General features: G+C 64.0%; 14 protein-coding genes. 8 read left to right on the top strand and 6 right to left on the bottom strand.

The features are described 5' to 3' along the window. Window positions 1-35: 35 nt before the first annotated feature. The gene (locus MESS4_RS29515) at window positions 36-1,220 is read right to left on the bottom strand and encodes an MFS transporter (protein WP_006339238.1); all 1,185 of its coding nucleotides are present in this window, start codon (window positions 1,218-1,220) and stop codon (window positions 36-38) included. A gap of 145 nt (window positions 1,221-1,365) precedes the next feature. Beyond that, the gene (locus MESS4_RS29510) at window positions 1,366-2,286 is read right to left on the bottom strand and encodes a zinc-binding dehydrogenase (RefSeq protein WP_006339236.1); all 921 of its coding nucleotides are present in this window, start codon (window positions 2,284-2,286) and stop codon (window positions 1,366-1,368) included. Window positions 2,287-2,506: 220 nt separating this feature from the next. Here MESS4_RS29510 and MESS4_RS29505 point away from each other — a divergent pair, with 220 nt between their 5' ends. Further along, window positions 2,507-3,316, top strand: a complete 810-nt coding sequence (locus tag MESS4_RS29505; protein ID WP_006339235.1) for a helix-turn-helix transcriptional regulator — start codon at window positions 2,507-2,509, stop codon at window positions 3,314-3,316. Window positions 3,317-3,412: 96 nt separating this feature from the next. Here MESS4_RS29505 and ybaL read toward each other — a convergent pair whose 3' ends face one another. Continuing rightward, a complete protein-coding gene (gene ybaL, locus MESS4_RS29500; RefSeq protein WP_006339234.1) occupies window positions 3,413-5,191 on the bottom strand; it encodes a YbaL family putative K(+) efflux transporter in 1,779 nt (592 codons plus the stop codon). Between the two features lie 231 nt (window positions 5,192-5,422). Continuing rightward, complete coding sequence (locus MESS4_RS29495) at window positions 5,423-5,872, bottom strand: host attachment family protein (protein ID WP_006339232.1); 450 nt, start codon at window positions 5,870-5,872, stop codon at window positions 5,423-5,425. 371 nt (window positions 5,873-6,243) lie between these two features. Between MESS4_RS29495 and cysG the strand changes: the two genes are divergently transcribed. The 6 genes from cysG (at window position 6,244) to MESS4_RS29465 (ending at window position 11,759) form a co-directional block, all read left to right on the top strand. After that, a complete protein-coding gene (gene cysG, locus MESS4_RS29490; protein WP_006339226.1) occupies window positions 6,244-7,695 on the top strand; it encodes a siroheme synthase CysG in 1,452 nt (483 codons plus the stop codon). Continuing rightward, on the top strand, window positions 7,692-7,985 hold the full coding sequence (locus MESS4_RS29485) for a DUF2849 domain-containing protein (RefSeq protein ID WP_006339224.1): 294 nt from the start codon (window positions 7,692-7,694) through the stop codon (window positions 7,983-7,985). The genes cysG and MESS4_RS29485 overlap by 4 nt, the downstream gene beginning before the upstream one ends. A gap of 49 nt (window positions 7,986-8,034) precedes the next feature. Then, window positions 8,035-9,705, top strand: coding sequence for a nitrite/sulfite reductase (locus MESS4_RS29480; protein ID WP_006339223.1), 1,671 nt, complete (start codon window positions 8,035-8,037; stop codon window positions 9,703-9,705). Continuing rightward, window positions 9,680-10,444 carry a phosphoadenylyl-sulfate reductase gene (locus tag MESS4_RS29475; RefSeq protein WP_006339216.1) on the top strand — a complete coding sequence of 255 codons (765 nt, stop codon included), beginning with the start codon at window positions 9,680-9,682 and terminating at the stop codon, window positions 10,442-10,444. Before MESS4_RS29480 ends, MESS4_RS29475 begins: the two co-directional genes overlap by 26 nt. A gap of 27 nt (window positions 10,445-10,471) precedes the next feature. Further along, the gene (locus MESS4_RS29470) at window positions 10,472-11,002 is read left to right on the top strand and encodes a DUF934 domain-containing protein (RefSeq protein ID WP_006339215.1); all 531 of its coding nucleotides are present in this window, start codon (window positions 10,472-10,474) and stop codon (window positions 11,000-11,002) included. A gap of 136 nt (window positions 11,003-11,138) precedes the next feature. Beyond that, window positions 11,139-11,759 carry a DJ-1/PfpI family protein gene (locus tag MESS4_RS29465; protein WP_006200409.1) on the top strand — a complete coding sequence of 207 codons (621 nt, stop codon included), beginning with the start codon at window positions 11,139-11,141 and terminating at the stop codon, window positions 11,757-11,759. A gap of 44 nt (window positions 11,760-11,803) precedes the next feature. Here the strand turns inward: MESS4_RS29465 and MESS4_RS29460 are convergent, their stop codons facing one another. Then, window positions 11,804-12,826 carry a fatty acid desaturase gene (locus MESS4_RS29460; protein ID WP_006339213.1) on the bottom strand — a complete coding sequence of 341 codons (1,023 nt, stop codon included), beginning with the start codon at window positions 12,824-12,826 and terminating at the stop codon, window positions 11,804-11,806. A 133-nt stretch (window positions 12,827-12,959) separates the two neighbouring features. Next, window positions 12,960-13,163: a hypothetical protein gene (locus MESS4_RS29455; protein WP_006339212.1), complete on the bottom strand. Its 204-nt coding sequence runs from the start codon at window positions 13,161-13,163 to the stop codon at window positions 12,960-12,962. A gap of 238 nt (window positions 13,164-13,401) precedes the next feature. Here MESS4_RS29455 and grpE point away from each other — a divergent pair, with 238 nt between their 5' ends. Further along, complete coding sequence (gene grpE / locus MESS4_RS29450) at window positions 13,402-14,037, top strand: nucleotide exchange factor GrpE (RefSeq protein WP_006339210.1); 636 nt, start codon at window positions 13,402-13,404, stop codon at window positions 14,035-14,037. Window positions 14,038-14,115: the final 78 nt, after the last annotated feature.

The following is a 14,115-nucleotide window of genomic DNA, read 5'->3' as shown; positions in this document are numbered from 1 at the left end:
AAACCGTTTCACACTTTTCCTGGAATTGCTCCAGGTCAGATCGTCCTCGCGCGTCCCGCAAAGCTTCCCAGGACGGCCATCAGCAAGGTGGCGATGGCGCAGGCGCCAAGCGCAAAGCTCCAATTCCCCGTCGCGTCATGGGCAAGACCGGCTAGCGGCGGGCCCGCGGCCGCCAGCGAATAGCCCAGGCATTGCGCCATTCCCGACAGCGCCGCCGCCTCCTGGCTATCCGAGGCCTTCAGGCTGACGAACGAAAGGCCAAGCACGAAGGCGGCACCCGCGCCGAAGCCGAACAGTGCTACCCATAGCGCGGCAAGGGCCGGAAGCTGCCATAGGCCCAGCAGCGAAAGGCAGGTGGTCAGCGCCGCGCCCGTGGCGAGCGCCCGCTGGTCCTTCGTACGTTTGACGGCGGCACCGAGGAGCAGGCCGGGGATTGCGATTGCCAGTTGAGACAGCCCATGCAGCGAGCCTGCGGTCGCCGCCGAATAGCCTGACTCTGCCAGGATCGAGGGCAACCATCCGACGATCACGTAGAAGACCAGCGAGGTGAGGCCAAGAAAGCCCGTCACCTGCCACGCAAGGGCCGAGCGCCAGATGCGTCCGCGGTCATGCATGGACGATGTCTCTCGCTCCGGGGCGGCGGGCAGCTGAAGCTGGGGAGCCCAGACAATCAGGGCCGCGACTGGAAAGATCAGCGTGCAGGCAAGCGAGAGGTGCCAACTCGATCCGGGTAGTTGAGCAAGCGGGATCGCCGCTGTCGATGCGAGTGCCTGCGCAAGTCCGGACACGATAGCATAGGCGCCGGTCAGGCCGGCGACCCGGTTGGGAAAATCCCGCTTCAGCAGGCTTGGGAGCAGGACGTTAGCGACAGAAATCCCGGCCCCAAGCGTGCCGGTGCCAAGAAATAGCGCCCAGATGGGGCCGATCGAGCGCAGGGCAATACCGGTCGCAACAACAAGCATCGCGCCTAACAATGATTTCTCGATGCCGTATCGGCGCGCCAGGCCGGCCGCGAAGGGTGAGATCGCCGCGAACGCCAGCAAGGGAAGGGTCGTCAGCACCCCTGCTTCGGCTGCGCTGATGCCGCTGGTTTCGCGGATCATGCCGAGCATCGGCGCCACACCGGTGATGGGCGTGCGGAGCGTCGAGGCGATCAGCAGGATGCCAAATACGAGAAGCCCTTGACCGCTCGATGTCCGAGTAACCTCTCTTGCCGTCATTGCAGGCTCCTGACCTGTTGTTAGCGCGACGCGGTCTATTTCTGTCCTGGGCGCTTTGATTTGCGTACTGTGGAAAATGATCGCTAAATATCGTCAATCGTCTGGCCCGTGCCGGGGCGCAGAGCCATCGACCGAAACGGCCGGCTCATCCGGTTATGGTGAGAACAGCCTTGCCGCTGAAGCTGCGCTGTCGCAGTGCGTCCAGAGCTTGGGCGATGTCTGTCCACCGCACGGTCATGGCCACGCGGGTTTCCAGCCGGCCAGCCGCTACCAGAGCGAGCAGCGAGGCGATGTCCACACCAATGCTCGGACCAGAGGCGTAGTACGCGAAAGTCTGAAGCCTCGCCCCCTCGTGACCCGGAACGAACTGGCGGAATCCAATGGGCGTGAGTTCGCCGCTGCTCGAACCGAACATGACAACGGTGCCGCCAGGCGCGACCCGTTCGATCGCGTGTGCGAGGCTTTCACCGCCGACCGACTCGGTGATCAGTGAAAACGGCCCCTCGGCCAGCTCGATCGACTCGACTACTTTCCCGGCTCCAAGGCCGCGGAGGTCGTCGGCATGCCGGGCGGCGGCGATCGCCGTCACCGACGCGCCCTGCTCGCGGGCGATCTGGATCTGGAAACGACCGACCGCGCCGCTTGCGCCGGTGATCAGGACCCGCTGGCCGGCCAGGTCGCCGCCATGGCGCAAAGTCCTCAGCGCCGTCGTGCCCGCGACCGGAAGCGTGGCTGCGGAAACGAAGCTGACGTCATCCGGCAGGACGGCGAGACGGTCGGTTGAAACAGCGACACGTTCGGCCCAACCGGCCTGGTCGACCAGAGCCGCAACCTGGGTGCCCACGGCTGGCCCGGAGCCATCGGCTGCTGCCCGTTCGACAACCCCAACGATGTCCTGGCCGGGTATCCAGCCGTTCGGACGTATGGTGAGCAGGCGCAGTTCGCCGCGGTTCAACGAGGTTGCGTGGACCGAGACAAGCGCCTCGTTCGAGGCCGCTTGAGGCTCGGCGAGCTCCGCGATCCTCAGTCCGGTCGCGCTATCGGAAGAGATGACGAGGGCGAGCATGGTTCATACCTCACTGCCGTGCGGGTGGACGCACGGCTCTTCGGGCAGTTGTGTGCCCGGGTCTTGCTGGTTCGACTTTGGAGCGTCGGCGGCCGCTGGCCGAAGAAAAGTTCGCCAGCTCCGCACGCTCCAGAGTTGCTCATTCACAAGCGGAACCTATCGATTTTCCCCTTCGAATAATCTAGATATTGAAGCATTCGATCGCTAAAAACAGTCAATCATGAGACAGCCCCTCCGTTACCCTTGGCTCAATCTCGATGTGGATGACCCTTCCGCGCCGGCGATTGCCGTGCGCGTTGACGTCCCCGAGACCAGAGCGGAGGTGCCCGCCCATCGGCACCGCAAAGGCCAACTCGTCTTCGCGCTCGGAGGCGGCGTCACGTGCCACGTCCCAAGCGGCCTGTGGATGGTACCGCCTCATTGCGGGGTCTGGATTCCCGGCGACATGGAGCACAGCAATGTTGCGACCGCCAATGCTCGGATTTTCTTCGTCTACATTGAGCCGGGAGCCGCCGATCTGCCGGACCGGTGCTGCACCCTTTCGATCTCGCCACTGTTGCGCGAACTGATCATCGAGCTGTCCGATGGCGTGGAGGATGATGAGGCGAGGGACGGGCTTTTGATCAGGACGCTGCTCACCGAACTGCCTCGTATGCCTGTCCAGCAGCTGCATCTGCCGATTTCATCCGAGCCACGCTTGAGGAGGATCGCCGAAGCGTTGGCGCAAGACCCCGCCGACCGCAGCACCCTGGCGGAATGGGCCAATCGCGTTGCGCTCAGCGAGAGCAGCCTCGCCCGCCTGGTGGTAAAGGAGACAGGGCTGAGCTTCGGGCGCTGGCGCCAGCAATTGCACTTGATCGTCGCAATACGAGAGCTAACCTCCGGTGCGAGCGTGCAGCAAGTTTCGGGCGATCTCGGCTATGGTTCCGTCACGGCCTTCATCACCATGTTCAAGAAGGCGCTTGGGAAGCCCCCGGCAAAATACCTCGGCAGTATCACTCAAAATGGTGGCTCTGCATTCGTGGCGTGATCAACTCGCCTGCGGACGGACGGTTCAGATCGACTGTGTAATCTTCGCCAACCATCGGCTGTTGGCTACCAGTACGCATGATCATGCAGGAGCGGCTCAGGCAGCGGACGGTTCAGCCGCCTCTGGCTTGTGACCAAGCACCTCTTCCACAATCCCGCGCGCAATCTCGCGTTCGCCCATGATGACCGTATCGGCGCCGAGCCCCTTGAGATGCTCGACCTCGGCATCGGAATGGGCGCGCGCGATGACGCTGATGCCAGGATTGGCGGCACGCGCGCGCAGCACGATCTGTCCGGCCTCGAAGGCGTTGGGGATGGCCAGGATCAGCCGCTTGGCGCCCTCCGGATTGGCGGCGGCGAAGACATTGGCATTGGCCGCGTTGCCAGCGACGGTTTCAATGCCGTCCGCCTTGAGCTTGGCCAGCGTCTTGTCGGCGTCCTCGATGACGAGGAAGGGCAGGGCGGCCTCCTTCAGCGCTGCGCCGACGAGGCTGCCGACCCGGCCATAGCCGATCAGGATGGCGTGGCCGGTGAGTGCTGTCCCGGGCGGTGGACCGTCGTCTTTCATTGGGACCGCAACCGAAGCCACCTGACCCGGTTCCGTCGCCGGACCGATCGGCTTTGCCTCGACCGGTGGCGATGCTTTGGCAGCGCGCGCCTCCAGCCACGGCTTCATCCAGTCGAGGGCGAGGAACATCAGCGGGTTGAGGAGGATCGACAGGATGGCGCCGGCCAGAATGAGGTCGCGGCCCTGTTCGGGTAACAGCTTCAGGCCGACGCCGAGCTCGGCCAGGATGAAGGAGAATTCGCCGATCTGGGCGAGGCTGGCCGAGATCATCAGCGCCGTGGCCAAGGGATAGCGGAAGGCGACGACGATGACGAAGGCCGCCAGCGATTTGCCAATGACGATGATCGCCAGCGTCGCCAGGATCGGCAAACCGTTGTCGATCAGGCTGAACGGGTCGAACAGCATGCCGACCGAGACGAAGAACAGCACGGAAAAGGCGTCGCGCAGCGGCAGCGATTCCTCGGCCGCCCGGTGGCTGAGTTCGGATTCGCTCATGATCATGCCGGCGAAGAAAGCGCCCAGCGCCAGCGACACGCCGAACAGCTTGGCGGCGCCGAAGGCGACGCCAAGCGCAATCGCAAGCACCGCCAGCCGGAACAGTTCGCGCGACCCGGTATGGGCGACATAGTGCAGGATCCAGGGAATGACCCGGCGACCGACCACCAGCATGACCGCAACGAAGGCGACGACCTTGGCCAGCGTGACGCCGACGACGCCCCAGATGCCGTAACTCGCCGGCAGCGACAGCAGGCTCGAGTGGGTCTCGACCTGCTGCTGACCGCCAAGCACGCCGGCCAGCGCCGGCAAAAGCACCAGCGCCAGCACCATGGCCAGATCCTCGACGATCAGCCAGCCGACGGCGATACGGCCGCGTTCGGTCTCGACCAGCCGCCGCTCCTGCAGGGCGCGCAACAGCACCACGGTCGAGGCGACGGACAGCGCCAGGCCGAAGACCAGCCCGGCACCGATCGACCAGCCGAGCAGCCAGGCGAGGCCGGCGCCAAGCGCGGTCGCAAAGCCGATCTGCACGATGGCGCCGGGCACGGCGATGGCGCGAACCGACAAAAGGTCCTTCAGCGAGAAATGCAGGCCGACGCCGAACATCAAGAGGATGACGCCGATCTCGGCCAGTTCGTTGGCGAGGCCGGCATCGGCGACGAAGCCCGGCGTGTTCGGCCCGACCAGAACGCCGGCGACGAGGTAGCCGACCAGCGGCGGGATGCGGAAGCGGTTGGCGAGAGCGCCGAAGACGAAAGCCAGCCCCAGACCGGCGACGATGGTGGCGATAAGGGGCGTGTCTTGCGGCATGATCTATGGAGCGCCTTTCAGAAATCGCGATGTCGGATATGCGCCGCCCGAAGCCGCCGCCTTTGCAATATGGGGGCAGGGCGGGCCATGAGGCAACCCGCAATGCCATGAAATCGACGGCAGGGACGGCGGAAGACGGAGAGCTGACGGCGTCATCAGCCGCCACGGCAGCGTGCTCCGGGCTGTTGGCGGTCGATGCGGGAAAGGCAGTTGCGCGCTGCGGATGTCCGGTCAGGCTGCCTGCAGCAGGGTCTCGATGTCGACGATGGTATGATTGGTCAGGGTCTTCGGTATTTCCGCTGTTATCTTCTCGGCAACTTCCTGGTGCAGTTTCCTGCGCATTTCGCCCAGCACCCGCGGCGGCGCGACCAGCACGATCTCCTTGAACGTGCCGCGATGAGCGAGCTTGTAGAGCTGCTCGGCAATCTCGTCGGCAAAACGCTCCTTGCCGAGACGGTGCCAGTCCGTGTCCTCGACAGCGCTGCGGTGGATGGAGGGGCCGTCGCTGTACCGGCCGGGGCGATCCGTGCCCTGTTCCCGCGTCGCTGGATTTTCCTGTTCCATCTCCTGCACGACTTGAAGATCGGGATACCGGGCGTCACCACGGTTCTCGAGGAACAGCGCCTTCTCGCCATCGGCCACCACGATCCACAGACCACGCTTCAGCTTGAGGTTGTTCACGGAACGCTCCTTTTCCTGGTTTCAACCCGCCTTCGGCTCGTTGCTGGAGCCATTGCCGCAGTCGGCTCGGGTTCGCAGGGCAAACGCGCGCCGAGGCGGTAATGTTCCGGTGGCGACTTTAATCTACTAGATTGGTAGAATTTAGAAAAATCTGTTTTGTGGCGCACTCCGCTTGTCGCTACAAGAGCCGCGGATCAAGGCCCGCAACAGCGGCGTCAATCCGCCCCGAACGGCGATGTGGAATATTTTTCTCCTGGCTGTTACGCTTGCGGAAAAGCGATTGCCTCGCACAAAGCGATGCGCGAGAGCGTTCCTTCTGCTTTTTCGCGCTCGCGCGTAGAACTGGCCGCGTGTTCAGGATTCCGCCCGCAATGCCGCAAGCCACGCCCAAGCTCAACGCCTTCCCGGTCTTCCTGCGGGTCGAAGGCGAGGCCGTGGCCATTGTCGGCGGCGGCGAGCAGGCGCTGGCCAAGGCGCGGCTGATCGGCCAGTCGAGCGCTGTGCTGCGCATCATTGCCGACGCCCCCGAGGCCGAGTTGCTGTCCTTCATCACTGCCGCCGGCGCCGTCCACATCGCCGCAGCCTACGATGCCGTGCATCTCGAAGGCACGGTGATGGTGTTTGCCGCCAGCGGCGACGAAGCGCTCGACCGCCGCGTTGCCGAGGATGCCCGCCGGCTGGGCATTCCGGTCAATGCCGTCGACCGGCCGGAATTGTGCGATTTCTTCACGCCGGCGCTGGTCAACCGGGCGCCGGTCGCCATCGCCATCGGCACCGAAGGCGCCGGCCCGGTGCTTGCCCAGATGCTGCGCGGCCGCATCGACCGCATGCTGTCGCCGTCGCTCGGCCCGCTTGCAGCACTTGCCGCTTCCTTCCGTGGCACTGCTGAGAAGCTGCTGCCGAAGGGCAATGCCCGCCGTCGTTTCTGGAGCGATTTCTTCGGTGGCGCGCCGGCTCGTGCCATGGAGGCCGGCGAGCTCGCGCAGGCACATGATGCCGCCGTCGGCCTGCTTGCCTCGAACGCACCGGCCTCGGGTCACATCGCGCTGGTCGGTGCAGGCCCCGGCGCTGAAGACCTTTTGACGCTGCGCGCCCATCGCCTGCTCATGGAAGCCGACGTGATCGTCCATGACGCGCTGGTGCCGGAGGCGATCGTCGCCATGGGCCGCCGCGACGCCGAGCGTCTGCCGGTGGGCAAGCGCAAGGGCTGCCACACCAAGAGCCAGGCCGAGATCAACGCGCTGCTGATCGAACTCGGCCGCGCCGGCAAGCGCGTCGTGCGGCTGAAATCCGGCGATCCGCTGGTGTTCGGCCGTGCGGGCGAGGAAATGGCGGCGTTGCGCGACGCCGGCATCGCCTATGAGGTGGTTCCGGGCGTTACCGCGGCGTTTGCCGCCGCCGCCGATTTCGAGCTGCCGCTGACGCTGCGCGGCGTGTCGTCGTCGATGGTGTTCACGACGGGCCATGACCTCAAGGGCAATTCGCTGCCCGACTGGGCCAGGCTTGCGATTTCCGGCGCCACCGTCGCCGTCTATATGGGCCGCTCGGTCGTGGCCGAGGTCGCCGGCCGGCTGATCGAGGCCGGCCTGTCGCCGGACACGGCGGTCGCCGTGGTCGAGAATGCCAGTCTTGCCAATCGCCGCCGTTTCCACGGCACGCTCGCCGATCTGCCTTCGCTGGAGGCGCGCGCCGACCTTTCAGGACCGGTGATGACCATTATTGGCGATGCGGTCGCCGGCGCCAATTTTGAACATTCCGAGCCGCTCGCGGCACACAGGCATGAGGGCGCTGCTCAAGCTGCCGCCGAAGGAGTTGAACAGTGAAGGTTCTGACTGCAAACCGCCTCACCGATGGCATCGCCGTCTGGTACGCCGATGGCGGCTGGGCCGACACTGTCGACAATGCCGACATTGCCCATGACAAGGCGGCCGAGGACCGGCTGGAAGCGATCGGTGCCGCGGCCTATGCCGGCAACGAAGTGGTCGACGTCAACCTGATCGACGTCAGCGTCGTCAATGGTGTCGTCGAGCCGGTGCGGCTGCGCGAGAAGATCCGCGCCGCGGGCCCCACCATCCGCAACGATCTGGGCAAGCAGGCTGCCCGGGCGGCGTAAGCAACAAGACAGATGAAACACGGGCGGACGCGCCCGGAAAGACCAGACTATGTACCGTTACGATGAGTTCGACCATGATTTCGTCCAGGCCCGCGTCGCCGAGTTCAGCGACCAGGTCCAGCGCCGCCTTGCCGGCGAGATCACCGAGGACCAGTTCCGGCCGCTAAGGCTGATGAACGGCGTCTACCTGCAACTCCATGCCTATATGCTGCGCATTGCCGTGCCCTACGGTACGCTGAACAGCAAGCAGTTGCGCATGCTCGGCCATATTGCCCGCAAATACGACAAGGGCTACGGCCATTTCACCACGCGCCAGAACATCCAGTTCAACTGGCCGGCGCTGTCGGACATTCCGGCGATCCTGGCCGATCTTGCCAGCGTCGAGATGCATGCCATCCAGACCAGCGGCAATTGCATCCGCAATGTCACCGCCGACCACTTTGCCGGCGCCGCCGCCGACGAAGCCGCCGATCCGCGCCCCTATGCCGAGATTCTGCGGCAATGGTCGTCGGTCCATCCGGAATTCTCGTTCCTGCCGAGGAAATTCAAGATCGCGGTGACCGGTGCGGAGCGCGACCGCGCCGCCATCCAGACGCATGATATCGGCCTGCATTTGAAGAAGAATGCGGCCGGTGAGCTCGGCTTTGCCGTCTATATCGGCGGCGGCCAGGGCCGCACGCCGATGGTGGCCAAGAAGATCCGCGACTTCCTGCCGGAGGCGGATCTGTTGTCCTACTGCACGGCGATCCTGCGTGTTTACAACCTCTATGGCCGTCGCGACAACAAGTACAAGGCGCGCATCAAGATACTCGTCCACGAAACCGGGATCGAAGAGGTTACCCGCCAGGTTGAGGCCGAATGGCAGGAGCTGAAGGATGCGGAGCTGAAGCTGCCGGAAGCCGACATCCGCGCCATCGAAGCCTATTTCGCGTCGCCTCAGCTCAGCGAGCGGCCGGAAGGCGACGAGGCGGTCAAGCTCGCCCGGCTCGTTTCGAAGAGCTTTTCGGATTGGCTCGACCAGAATGTGGTGACGCACCGCCATCCCGACTATGCGGCGGTGACGATCTCGCTCAAGGGCATTGGCGAGGTACCGGGTGACGCCTCGGACAGCCAGATGGAAGCGGTCGCAGACATCGCCGAGAAATATGGTTTCGACGAGCTGCGCGTCAGCCATGAGCAGAACCTGATCCTGCCGCATGTCGCGCGCGCTGACCTCAAGGCGGTCCATGACGCGCTGGTCGATATCGGCCTGGCGACGGCCAATTCCAACCTGATATCAGACATCATCTCGTGCCCGGGCCTCGACTATTGCGCGCTGGCCACGGCGCGTTCGATCCCGATAGCGCAGGAAATCTCGCGCCGCTTCTCCTCGCTGGAGCGGCAGCGCGAAATCGGCGAACTGAAGCTGAAGATCTCGGGCTGCATCAATGCCTGCGGCCATCACCATGTCGGCCATATCGGCATTCTCGGCGTCGAGAAGAAAGGCGCCGAGCTCTATCAGGTCACACTTGGCGGCTCGGCGGACGAGAACACCTCGGTCGGCGAGATCATCGGCCGCGGCTTCAGCTCGGACGAGATCACCGACGCCATCGAGCAGATCGTCGAGACCTATCTCGGCCTTCGGCTAAACCCGCAGGAAAAATTCATCGACGCCTACCGCCGTGTCGGTCCCGCGCCGTTCAAGGAGGCGCTCTATGCTGGCGAAGCCAAGGCCGCTTGACCGTATTGTCGACGTCGAGGCCGGTGTCGCCGCCGAGGCGGCGGGGTTCGACGCGCTCTACGGTCACCTGAACCCGCTCAAGATCATCGAGCGGTCAGCGCGGGAATTGTTTCACGGCGAGATCGCCGCCGTTTCGTCCTTCGGCGCCGATTCGGCCGTGCTGCTGCACATGATCGCCGAGATCGACCGCACGCTGCCGGTCATCTTCCTCGATACCGGCAAGCATTTCGAGGAAACGCTCGGCTATCGCGACGCGCTCGCCGCCGATTTCGGTATGACCGATATAAGGGTAATCACGCCCGATGAAGCGGCGCTGCAACGGATCGATCCGACCGGCAATCTGAACGAGACCGACACCGACGCCTGCTGCGGTGTGCGCAAGGTCGAGCCGCTGGCGCGGGGCGTCGAGCCGTTCCGCGCCTGGTTCACCGGCCGCAAGCGCTTCCAGGCGTCGACGCGGGCAGCACTTCCGGTGTTCGAGGCGGTCGGCTCGCGCATCCGCATCAATCCGCTGGCGCACTGGACGACATCGGATCAGGCCGCTTACATGCGCGCGCATGCGCTGCGCGAAAACCCGCTGGTCGCCTATGGCTATCTGTCGATCGGTTGCTTCCCGTGCACGCAGCCGGTACAGCCGGGCGAGGACGCGCGCAGCGGCCGCTGGGCCGGGCACGCCAAGACCGAGTGCGGCATCCATCTGTCGGGGCTGGAGAAGTCGCTGACCGACGCCTCTCTCTAGGATTCTTCTGGGCTTTAGGAATTTTTGATGACCGAACCAACACCGGAGACCCGCCTCTGGACCCCGCAGGGTTTCCAGGAGGACGAGTGGATCCATGCCGAAAGCGCCGAGGCGCTTTCCGGCAATGGCCGCTTTATCCTGCCGCTGCAAGCGTTCCTCGGCCTCGACCCGGAGGTACGCCGCTCGGCGAAGGAGCGCCTCGGCGTCGAGCTCCAGCCCGGCGATCAGCTCGAAAAGATCGCAGGCTTGCTCGACCAGCTGTCGCTGGTGGCGCTGGCCTTCCCGGCGTTCAATGACGGCCGTTCGTTCTCCAAGGGCGAACTGCTGCGCAGCCGCTACCATTTCATGGGCGCGGTCCGCGCCACCGGGCAGGTATTGGTCGACCAGCTGCCGCATATGCTGCGCCTTGGCTTCGATGAATTCGAAGTGTCGAACCCGGTGCTTTTGAAACGGCTTGAGGAAGGTCGGACCGGCGGCCTGCCGCTGTATTATCAGCCGACCGCGAAGCCGGAAGCCAAAGGTCCCCAATATTCCTGGCGGCGAGAGCGCGCCGGCTGATCGGATTGAGCGCAGGATTCGTCTGATCTGGTCGGACCAATTCGGGGATTCGGTCTTTTATTTTCCATGTCCGCGCCTTAGGATAAGCCTATTATTTCGCGATCCGAAATAAGTTGCCACAAGGGAGGAACCGGGAATGGCTGGCAAGAAGATATTGATGCTCGTTGGCGAGTTTAGCGAGGAATACGAGATTTTCGTCTTTGAACAGGCCATGCATGCGGTTGGCCACACGGTGCACGTCGTGTGTCCGGACAAGAAGGCGGGCGACATACTGAAGACGTCGCTGCACGATTTCGAGGGCCACCAGACCTATACGGAAAAGCTCGGCCACGACTACATCCTCAACAAGACTTTTGCAGAGGTGAACCCGGCCGAATACGATGCCGTCTATGCGGCCGGCGGGCGTGGCCCGGAATATATCCGCATCGACAAGCGCGTGCAGGCGCTGGTGCGGCATTTCCACGAGACCGGCAAACCGATCTTCACCATATGCCATGGTGTGCAGATCCTGATCGCGGTGGACGGTGTGGTGCGCGGCCGCGAGGTCGCAGCGCTCCAGTACTGCGAACCGGAAGTGACGCTGGCCGGCGGCATCTATATCGACGTTGCGCCGACCGGCGCCCATGTCGACGGCAATCTGGTGTCGGCCAAGGGCTGGCCGGGCCTTGCCGCCTTCATGCGCGAATGCCTGAAGGTTCTCGGCACCGAAATCCGCGACGGCAAGGCCCTGATGCGCGACGAGCGCAAGGCGGCCTGAGCAGGGTTTGGAAAAACCGCCGCACCCTTGGTGCGGCGGTTTTCTTACGCAGCCATCCGCGCTTCGCGGAACGACACCAGCTTCCTGCGGCTCTCGTCCCACAGTGCGAGCTTGACGCAACGCAGGCTGTCGAGGAGCGTGACGCGGCCGATTTCGCGCAGTTCCGGAAAGTCCCTGAGAACCTCCGGAAGCCGGTAGCATGGCACCTTGGCGGAGAGGTGATGGACGTGATGGACGCCGATGTTTCCGGTGAACCAGTTCAGCACCGGCGGCAGGTCATAATAGGACGAGCCGTGCAGCGCCGCGTGCTGGAATTCCCATTCGGAATCCTTTGCCCACTCCGTCTCCTCGAACTGGTGCTGGACGTAGAACAGCCAGACGCCGGCCGAGCCGGCGAGGATGACGATCGGCAGATGGACGACCAGGAAGGCGCCGGGGCCGACGAACCAGATAAGGATGGCAGCGGCCAGCGCGATGCCGAGATTGGTCGCCATCGACGACACCCAAGGCGTCAGGCCGCCCCTCATCATGCCGACCGGCAGCCTCTGCTCGAAGATGAAAAGCCATATTGGCCCCAGGCCGAACATCACCAGCGGGTGGCGATAAAGACGATAGGCAAGGCGGCCTCGCCAGGACATCTGCCGGTATTCGGCCACGGTCAGCGTCCTGATATCGCCCATGCCGCGCTCGTCGAGATTGCCGGCTGTGGCGTGATGGGTTGCGTGAGCGCGCCGCCAGCAGTCGTAGGGGGTCAGCGTCAGGACGCCGAGGCCGCGGCCGATCCAGTCGTCGGCATAGCGATTGGCGAAGAAGGAGCCGTGGCCGCAATCGTGCTGGATCATGAAGATCCGTACCAGGAAGCCGGCCGCCGGAAGGATGAGAATAAGACCCCACCAATGGCCATAGGAATAGGCAGCCGAGGACAGCGCCCATAGCGTAGCGAAAGGGATCAGGGTGATGGCAAGTTCAACGGCGCTGCGACGCCTGTCAGGCTTCTTGTAGCGCGCCAGAATCTTCAACCAGGCACGCTTGCTGTTAGCCACAGCTTCGGGGGAAATCATGTTCATCAGGAAGCATAGGCGGAGCATGGCGCTGCCGCAAGGCACGGATCACGCAAAATTACTGCGCGTAAATGTCGCGCGACGGTCAACTACGCGGACATCTCGGGTTCAGTCGAACGAGACCCCCGGACCGCTATGCCTATTGGTTGCGTTGGCCCGTGGCCAGGCTGCCCTCGATGCCGTCCAGGCGGTCGAGCAACTCCTTGAAACGATCGGGAATGTCGAGCTCCGTGCGGAATGCCGGCAAGGTTCGCAGAAAGCGCGTCGTGGCCTCCGTGCCGAACTGGCGTCTGATGTCGGCGTCGAGCCCTTCGCGTCTTTCGCCATTGTTGCGGGTCGTCATCTCAAAATCCTGTGTCGGCTTCGAAACTCCCCCAGCACGGGAATGGTTCCCGTATTGCAGCATCGTGGCAACCAAATCCGCCGGTTAGAGTAAAATTTGAATTAAAATCAAAAGTCCGTGCTGTCTGCGGACAAAGTGCTGCCGGCGGCGCATAGTATCGCTTACCCCTTGATTTTTGGCCGCCAAACCTCGATATCGGGCACAAAATCCATACCATTCGAGATGACGGGAAACGGCGATGAGCGACCAGGCAAAAGACGAACGCGCGCCCGAGGATATCGAGGCGACCGAAGCCGCCGCCGAGCGTACGGAAGGTAGCGTCGATAGCGACTATGAAGCGCTTCTGCGGCTGATGAAGGAAAACGAAGACTTGAAGGACCGGGCGCTCCGCGCCGCAGCCGAGATGGAGAATCTGCGCCGTCGCACCGCGCGCGACGTCCATGACGCGCGCACCTATGCGGTTGCCAATTTCGCCCGCGACATGCTGTCGGTGTCGGACAATCTGCGTCGCGCGCTGGACGCCATTCCGGCCGAGGCGGCGGCGTCGGGCGATGCCGGCTTCAAGGCGCTGATCGAGGGCGTCGAGATCACCGAGCGCGCCATGCTGTCGGCGCTGGAGCGGCACGGGGTGAAGAAGCTCGAGCCGGAAGGCGAGAAGTTCGACCCGAATTTCCATCAGGCGATGTTCGAAGTGCCCAATCCGGCTGTGCCGGCCAACACGGTGGTCAAGGTCGTGCAGCCGGGCTATTCGATCGGCGAGCGGGTGCTGCGGCCGGCCATGGTCGGCGTCGCCAAGGGCGGTCCCAAACATGTGGCTGGTGAAGCCCCGGTCGAGCCCGGGCCGGTCAATGAGCAGGCTGAGAAGGATGCGTAGTTAGGGGAGTAAGGGAGTAGGGCAGTAGGGCAGTAGGGCAGTAGGGAAAAATAGGGGAGCCGTACAATCGTGCGGCTT

Source organism: Mesorhizobium sp. STM 4661 (genome assembly GCF_000359125.1).
Taxonomy (GTDB): domain Bacteria; phylum Pseudomonadota; class Alphaproteobacteria; order Rhizobiales; family Rhizobiaceae; genus Mesorhizobium.
The sequence above is the reverse complement of the archived record's forward strand: the minus strand, read 5'-3'. Positions and strand labels throughout refer to the sequence as shown.

Bases quoted from the DNA above. Each gene is read 5' to 3' on its own strand.
- MESS4_RS29455 (WP_006339212.1), bottom strand. From the start codon at position 13,163: ATGACGACCCGCAACAATGGCGAAAGACGCGAAGGGCTCGACGCCGAC.
- MESS4_RS29470 (WP_006339215.1), top strand. From the start codon at position 10,472: ATGACCGAACCAACACCGGAGACCCGCCTCTGGACCCCGCAGGGTTTC.
- MESS4_RS29475 (WP_006339216.1), top strand. From the start codon at position 9,680: ATGCTGGCGAAGCCAAGGCCGCTTGACCGTATTGTCGACGTCGAGGCC.
- MESS4_RS29505 (WP_006339235.1), top strand. From the start codon at position 2,507: ATGAGACAGCCCCTCCGTTACCCTTGGCTCAATCTCGATGTGGATGAC.
- cysG (WP_006339226.1), top strand. From the start codon at position 6,244: ATGCCGCAAGCCACGCCCAAGCTCAACGCCTTCCCGGTCTTCCTGCGG.
- MESS4_RS29515 (WP_006339238.1), bottom strand. From the start codon at position 1,220: ATGACGGCAAGAGAGGTTACTCGGACATCGAGCGGTCAAGGGCTTCTC.
- ybaL (WP_006339234.1), bottom strand. From the start codon at position 5,191: ATGCCGCAAGACACGCCCCTTATCGCCACCATCGTCGCCGGTCTGGGG.
- MESS4_RS29480 (WP_006339223.1), top strand. From the start codon at position 8,035: ATGTACCGTTACGATGAGTTCGACCATGATTTCGTCCAGGCCCGCGTC.
- MESS4_RS29510 (WP_006339236.1), bottom strand. From the start codon at position 2,286: ATGCTCGCCCTCGTCATCTCTTCCGATAGCGCGACCGGACTGAGGATC.
- MESS4_RS29460 (WP_006339213.1), bottom strand. From the start codon at position 12,826: ATGAACATGATTTCCCCCGAAGCTGTGGCTAACAGCAAGCGTGCCTGG.
- grpE (WP_006339210.1), top strand. From the start codon at position 13,402: ATGAGCGACCAGGCAAAAGACGAACGCGCGCCCGAGGATATCGAGGCG.
- MESS4_RS29465 (WP_006200409.1), top strand. From the start codon at position 11,139: ATGGCTGGCAAGAAGATATTGATGCTCGTTGGCGAGTTTAGCGAGGAA.